At 60.7% G+C, this 6,183-nt stretch carries 6 protein-coding genes; 3 read left to right on the top strand and 3 right to left on the bottom strand.

Annotation, left to right across the window (positions count from 1 at the left end; translation table 11 throughout):
* Positions 1-275 precede the first annotated feature (275 nt).
* The 3 genes from KGB06_RS26060 (at position 276) to KGB06_RS26050 (ending at position 3,485) form a co-directional block, all read left to right on the top strand.
* Positions 276-1,160, top strand: a complete 885-nt coding sequence (locus KGB06_RS26060; RefSeq protein WP_223520940.1) for a LysR substrate-binding domain-containing protein — start codon at positions 276-278, stop codon at positions 1,158-1,160.
* Between the two features lie 100 nt (positions 1,161-1,260).
* Entirely contained in the window at positions 1,261-2,385 is a 1,125-nt protein-coding gene (gene aguA / locus KGB06_RS26055) for an agmatine deiminase (RefSeq protein ID WP_223520938.1), read from the top strand.
* A 2-nt stretch (positions 2,386-2,387) separates the two neighbouring features.
* Positions 2,388-3,485: an extracellular solute-binding protein gene (locus KGB06_RS26050; protein ID WP_223520936.1), complete on the top strand. Its 1,098-nt coding sequence runs from the start codon at positions 2,388-2,390 to the stop codon at positions 3,483-3,485.
* 125 nt (positions 3,486-3,610) lie between these two features.
* On the opposite strand, the gene KGB06_RS26045 is transcribed toward KGB06_RS26050, so the two are convergent.
* Genes KGB06_RS26045 through KGB06_RS26035 form a run of 3 tightly spaced genes read right to left on the bottom strand, consistent with a single transcriptional unit; the run spans position 3,611 to position 6,151 of the window.
* The gene (locus KGB06_RS26045; protein WP_223520934.1) at positions 3,611-4,228 is read right to left on the bottom strand and encodes a DNA-3-methyladenine glycosylase family protein; all 618 of its coding nucleotides are present in this window, start codon (positions 4,226-4,228) and stop codon (positions 3,611-3,613) included.
* Between the two features lie 5 nt (positions 4,229-4,233).
* Positions 4,234-5,037, bottom strand: coding sequence for an isocitrate lyase/phosphoenolpyruvate mutase family protein (locus KGB06_RS26040; protein WP_223520932.1), 804 nt, complete (start codon positions 5,035-5,037; stop codon positions 4,234-4,236).
* A gap of 31 nt (positions 5,038-5,068) precedes the next feature.
* Positions 5,069-6,151, bottom strand: a complete 1,083-nt coding sequence (locus tag KGB06_RS26035) for a bifunctional transcriptional activator/DNA repair enzyme AdaA (protein WP_223520930.1) — start codon at positions 6,149-6,151, stop codon at positions 5,069-5,071.
* Positions 6,152-6,183 lie beyond the last annotated feature (32 nt).

Below are 6,183 nucleotides of genomic sequence, written 5' to 3'. Positions count from 1 at the left end.
AGTCGCGAAATCAGACGATGCAGTGTTTCAGGAAGACCGCAAACTCAGGTTTTACGACTGCTGCGCAGCCGAACGCAGGCTTCGCCAGCTGCTACGGATCGCGTTATGGCTTAACTGATCGGCATTAGGGCAAGCCCGGCTCCTACATTGGTTTTGTGAACACTGAAGATCAACTGTAGGAGCCGAGCTCGCTCGCGATGAACGATGACGCGGTCTTGCTGGACGCCCGCTAATGGCCAAGGCAGCATGAGCGCCTTCACCACCGGGGCTGACTCATGCGACGACTACCTTCACTGGCAGCACTGCGAACCTTCGAATGCGCCGCCCGCCACGCGCACTTCGGCCGGGCTGCCGTTGAGTTGTGTGTCACCGACAGCGCTGTCAGCCACCAAATCCGCCAACTCGAAGAACACTTGGGCGTTTCGCTGTTCATCCGCGAAGGCCGGCAGATTCGCCCGACCATGGCTGCCGGGCGGCTGATGCAAAGTTTGCAGCAGGCTTTTGAACTGATCGGCGATGCCTGCGATGAGTTGCGCGATCCGTCATCGCTGGCGGTGTTGCGTCTGGCTGTTACCGCCGAACTGGCCCAAAAGTGGTTGATGAGCCGCCTCACGGATTTCTACGCGCGCTATCCGCACATCACCTTGCACCTGTACGAACAACCGATCGATGCAACGGCGCCGGGGGAAGACATCGACTTGGCGATCACCTACGGCACCGGTCCGGTGGACAGTAGTGCGTACTTTGTCAGGCCATTGCCGGCATTGCAGTTCTTTCCGGTGTGCAGCCCCGGCCTGTTCAATCAGGGCACACTCAAAGCGCCCAGGGATCTGGCACGCCATTGCCTGCTGCACGATGACCAGGACGGCAAGACCTGGACTGCCTGGCTGACCAGCCATGCCGGTGACCAGCGCCCCGAGCGACAGTTGTATTTCGCACATGCCGGCCTCGCACTGGAAGCGGCAGCCCAAGGGCAGGGCGTGGCGATGGGCGATAACCTGACAGCACAGGAAGATTTGCTCAGCGGTCGTCTGGTCCGGCCGTTCACCTCCAGCATGACCGCCCTCGGGCAATACGCGCTGGTGTGCGAACGAGTGCGGCTGGAGCGTCCGGCGGTGGCGCAGATGCTGGAATGGTTCAACGATCAACTGATCGATTGATGAGTTGAATTCAACTGTTCCGAAATAATCGTCGTTGGCGAGCAAGGCGCCAGCAACCTTAGCCTGTGGTCATTCCAATCCCCGCTGATGAGGTTTGACCATGGCACGTTTGCTCGATTCAACCCCTAAACAAGACGGTTTCCGTTTGCCCGGCGAATTCGAAACCAAGTCCGGTTGCTGGCTCGGCTGGCCGGAGCGAACCGACGTGTGGCGCAATGGCGCCAAGCCGGCGCAGAAAGTCTGGGTGCAAATTGTCACCGCGATCTCGCACAGTGAACCGGTCACCGTTTGCGCCTCTGCCACGCAGTTCGCCACGGCCCGCCGCCAGTTGCCGCCGCAAGTACGTGTGGTGGAAATGACCTGCAACGACACCTGGTTCCGCGACAGCGGCCCGTGCTTCGTGGTGAATGACAACAGCGGTGAAGTGCGCGGTGTCGACTTCGAATTCAACGCTTACGGCGGTCTCGACGGTGGTTTGTACTACCCGTGGGACAAGGACGATCAGATCGCCAGCAAGGTTCTCGAAATCGAACGTTTCGACCGTTACCGTGCGCCGCTGATCGCCGAGCTGGGCGGGATCCAGAGTGACGGTGAAGGCAGCATCCTCACCACTGAGCAATGCCTGCTCAACCGCAATCGCAACCAGCATTTGGGCAAGGATGAAGTCACGCGACGCCTGACCGATTACCTCGGCGCCGAGCAAATCATCTGGCTACCTCGGGGCTGCAAATTCGACGAAACCGACGGTCACGTCGATGACCTCGCCTGTTTCGTGCGTCCCGGCGAAGTGGTGCTGCAATGGACCGACAACCGCGATGACCCGCAGTGGGAAATCTATCAGGAGGCCTACGACATCCTGCGCAGCACCCGCGACAGCCGTGGCCGCGAGCTGATCGTGCACAAACTGCCGCAACCGGACGTGCTGGAGTGGACCGCCGAAGAAGCCGAAGGCCTGGATCAGCAAGACAGCACGCACACGCGTCAGGCCGGGACGCAAATCTGCGCGTCGTACATCAACTACTACGCCGGCAATACATCGATCGTGGTGCCGTTGTTCGGTGACCGCAACGATCAGGCCGCCATGGCGACCCTCGCCGAGCTGTTCCCGCAGCACAAAATCGTCGGCATTGAAAACTCCCGGGAGATCCTCCTTGGTGGTGGCAACGTTGCTTGCATCACCATGCCGCAATACGCGGCGCCTGCCAGCAACAAAAAGGGAGTTTGAATATGGGCCTGCACAAACTGACTCAAGCGTTATTGCTGGTGCTTGCACCCCTGTGTGTGCAGGCCGCCGACACCGCCAAACCGGTGGTCAACCTGTACATCTGGGGCGAGTACCTGGCGCCGGATACGCTGACCAATTTCGAGAAGAAAACCGGCATCCATGTGGTCGCCGATCACTTCGATTCACTGGAAACCGTCGAGACCAAATTGCTGACGGGTCGCAGCGGTTATGACCTGGTGCTGACGGCGGGACAGCATTTGTCCCGGGCGATCCAGAGCGGCGCGATCCAGACGCTGGACCGCAAGCATACGCCGCATTTTCAAGGCGTCGGCGAGGAGTTCCGTCAGCACATGGCGGTGTTTGATCCGGGCAATCGCTACGCCGGCATCTATGCCTGGGGCACCACCGGCGTCGGCTATCAGGAAGAGGCGGTGAAGCAGCGCTTACCCGACGCGCCCCGGGACAGTTGGGCGATGCTGTTCGACCCCGCCGTGGTGTCGAAATTTGCCGGTTGCGGAGTCAGCCTGCTCAACGATCCCAACGAGGTGTTTGCGGCGGTCATGAAGTACATGGGCCTGGACATCAACCGCCAGAACCTCGATGACCTGAAGCTGGCCGAGCAGCAATTGGCGAAGATCCGCCCGTATATCCGCTACTTCGACAATGACTTGAACATAAGCGACCTGGCCAACGGCAACACCTGCGTGGCGATGTCGTGGAACGGCAACGTGGCGATCGCCGCGGGGCAGGCCGAGGCGGCGAAGAAACCGTTCACGTTGAACTACCGGATACCCAAGGAAGGCACCTTGATCTGGTTTGACGCCATGGTCATTCCCAAGGACGCGCCACACCCCGAGGCGGGGCTGGCGTTGATGGATTATCTGATGACGCCTGAAGTGATCGCGCCGATCACTGACACCATTCACTACGCCAACGCCATTACAGCGGCGGATGGCTTGATTGATCCGGCGATTCGCAATGACCCGGGGACGTATCCGTCGGAGCAGGTGAGGGCATCGCTGTATAGCAAGAACGACAATGGGAAGGTGTTTAACCGGGCGTTGATTCGGGCGTTTAGTCGGTTGAAGTCGGGGTTGTGATTGGCCTTGAGTAATGTGGTGAATGTGATTCCGCCATCGCGAGCAGGCTCACTCCTACAGGGGATTTGTGGACACTGGAGATCCAGTGTAGGAGTGAGCCTGCTCGCGATGAACGATAACGCGGTCTATCTGGTAGGCACCCGCCACAAATACCACGCCGCCACCGTCCGATACGGGCTCCACGCCACCCCGATCTCTACCATTTGCTTACGCGTCGGCTGCACCTCCAGCCCCTTCAGCCGGCGATACCCTTCACGCACGCCAAAATCATCGGCCGGCAGAATATCCGGCCGTTCGAGGCTGTAAATCAGCAGCATCTCAACCGTCCAGCGGCCGACCCCGCGCAAGGTGATCAAGCGCTCGATCAACGCCTCATCCTCCATCGCCAACGCCGTCGCATATTCCGGCACCACGCCGTCCAGCGTTGCTTGGGCAATCCCCTGAATGGTCGCGATCTTGCCCGCCGAAAACCCGCAACTACGCATCTGATCAAACCCGGTCGCCAGTATCTGTTCCGGCCGTGGGAATGCCACCGACGGAAACAGGGCCAGCAACCGCCCGACAATCGCATCCCCGGCCTTGGCGTGCAGTTGCTGATAGGCAATCGCCCGCACCAGCGACTCATACGGATCGCGAGCCGCATGGGGCTGGTGCAGGCACGGACCGATGGCCGCGATGTGGCGCGCCCAGTCTGCGTCGAGGGACGCTAAAAACCGGGTCGCCGGCAGATAGGGATCGGGCATGGCGATCAAGTGTTTCCGGTTGATTTCAGCAAGGCGTTAACTTCACCGTAAGTAAAAGCCTTGAGGTGGCTGCTATCGAGTTTGCCGGTCTCCAGAAAGCTCTTGGCCAGCCCGGCCATGGCGCCATACAAAAACTCGGCGATGCCCGAACCGGCACTCAAACGCCTCACGCCCAGTGCTTTCAATGCTTCAAGCGATGGCAACCCCGGCAGCCCAAGCACATTCACCGGCAACGTCGTGCCCTGGCACAACGCGGCGATTTCATACTCCGCCGAGACACCCGCGGCAAACAGCCCGTCGGCACCCGCCGCTTGATACAGCGCGGCGCGCTTGAGTGTTTCGGCGACGCGATCTTCGGCCGGCACCAATCCTCGCAGGTACACATCGGTGCGGGCATTTATGAACAGCTTCACATTGCGCTGATCAGCAACCTTGCGCGCCACCTCGATCTTGCGCACCAGCAACTCGGGCGCAGACGCACCGTCTTCGATATTGATCCCGACCGCCCCGGCGGCAATTACTGCCTCAATCACTTGGGCAACCCGCGTCAGGTCATCGGAATAGCCAGCCTCGACGTCCACGGTCAACGGCAACGAAATCACGCGGACGATGGACTCGACGGTCGATACCAGTCGTTCGAGGGGCAGGGCATTACCGTCCGCATAACCATGAGCCCAGGCCACCGCCGCGCTGCTGGTGGCGACGGCTTTGCAGCCCAGTTGCTCGACGATACGGGCCCCGGTGGCATCCGCGACGTTGGTGAGGATCAACAAGCCTTCGTGGTGCAGTTGGTGGAATTGTGTGTCCATCGAATGTCCTTCCTGATGACGGTTGAGGCAATCAGAACGCCAGTTGTTGGGTGACCAGCATCGCTGCGTTTTCCAGCCGGAGCAGAAACGCCTTGCGCGGTTGTCCTCCACCATAGCCGGTCAGCGAGCCATCCGCACCGATGACCCGGTGGCAAGGCACCACGATGGCCAGTCGGTTGTGCCCGTTGGCCAGGCCCACCGCCCGACTGGCACCGGGTTTGCCCAACAGCCTGGCGATGTTGCCGTAGGTGCTGGTCTTGCCGTACGGGATCTTCGCCAATTCACCCCAGACCTGCCGGGCGAATTCACTGCCAGGCAGGTGCAGCGCGACGGTGAACTCGGTGAGTTTGCCGGCGAAATACTGCGCCAGTTCCACCTCGATCTGCTGTAGATGCGCGTTGTGCCCTGGCGCGACCGCGTAGCCATATCGGTTCTGCAGTTCTTCGACTTCACGGGTCAACGCCGGACGGTCGAGGAATTCCAGCAGCACCAGTCCACGGCGCTCGGCCATGGCGATCATCGGCCCCAGTGGTGTGGTCAGTCGAGTGTAGAGCAACGGTTCACTCTGCGCGGCTCGGCCCGGGGTGATGTGGAACGACTTTTGAAAGGCGTCACGGAAACCGCTGAGGGATTCATATCCCGAGTCGAATGCCGCGCTGTCGATGGAATCGCCCTGTTTGATCCCGCCCAGCGCCATGCCGAGACGGCGCGTGCGCAGCCAGGCGTGAAAGGTCATGCCCAAATGCTGCTTGAACCAGCGCCGCAGTTTCAACGGCTCGATGCCCTCGGCCAGCAACTGGGTGTCGGTCCAGCGCTGCTCGGGATCGGCATTCACCGACTTCAGCAGCGTCTGTACCCAGTCGGGCGCGATGGCCGCAGCGTCCAGCGGCTTGCAGCGCAGACACGCGCGATAACCCGCTGCCAGGCATTCATCGGCGTGCGCAAAGAACTCGACGTTCTCTGGTTTTGGCGAACGCGCCGTACAGCCGGGACGGCAAAAAATCCCGGTGGTTTTCACGGCCGTGAAGAACACCCCCTCGTAGGCAGTGTCGCGTTCGAGCATGGCGCGAACCATTTCAGCATGGGGCGGCAGTAAAGCGGTCTGTATGTTCATGGGCTGAGCATAAAACCCTGTGGGCGGTGTCT

The organism is Pseudomonas sp. GL-B-19, assembly GCF_019956415.1.
In the GTDB taxonomy this organism is placed as follows: Bacteria; Pseudomonadota; Gammaproteobacteria; order Pseudomonadales; family Pseudomonadaceae; genus Aquipseudomonas.
This window is presented reverse-complemented; position numbering and strand designations above follow the sequence as displayed.

Coding starts and splice junctions, on each gene's coding strand:
- KGB06_RS26060 (WP_223520940.1), top strand. CDS start 276: ATGCGACGACTACCTTCACTGGCAGCACTGCGAACCTTCGAATGCGCC.
- aguA (WP_223520938.1), top strand. CDS start 1,261: ATGGCACGTTTGCTCGATTCAACCCCTAAACAAGACGGTTTCCGTTTG.
- KGB06_RS26050 (WP_223520936.1), top strand. CDS start 2,388: ATGGGCCTGCACAAACTGACTCAAGCGTTATTGCTGGTGCTTGCACCC.
- KGB06_RS26045 (WP_223520934.1), bottom strand. CDS start 4,228: ATGCCCGATCCCTATCTGCCGGCGACCCGGTTTTTAGCGTCCCTCGAC.
- KGB06_RS26040 (WP_223520932.1), bottom strand. CDS start 5,037: ATGGACACACAATTCCACCAACTGCACCACGAAGGCTTGTTGATCCTC.
- KGB06_RS26035 (WP_223520930.1), bottom strand. CDS start 6,151: ATGAACATACAGACCGCTTTACTGCCGCCCCATGCTGAAATGGTTCGC.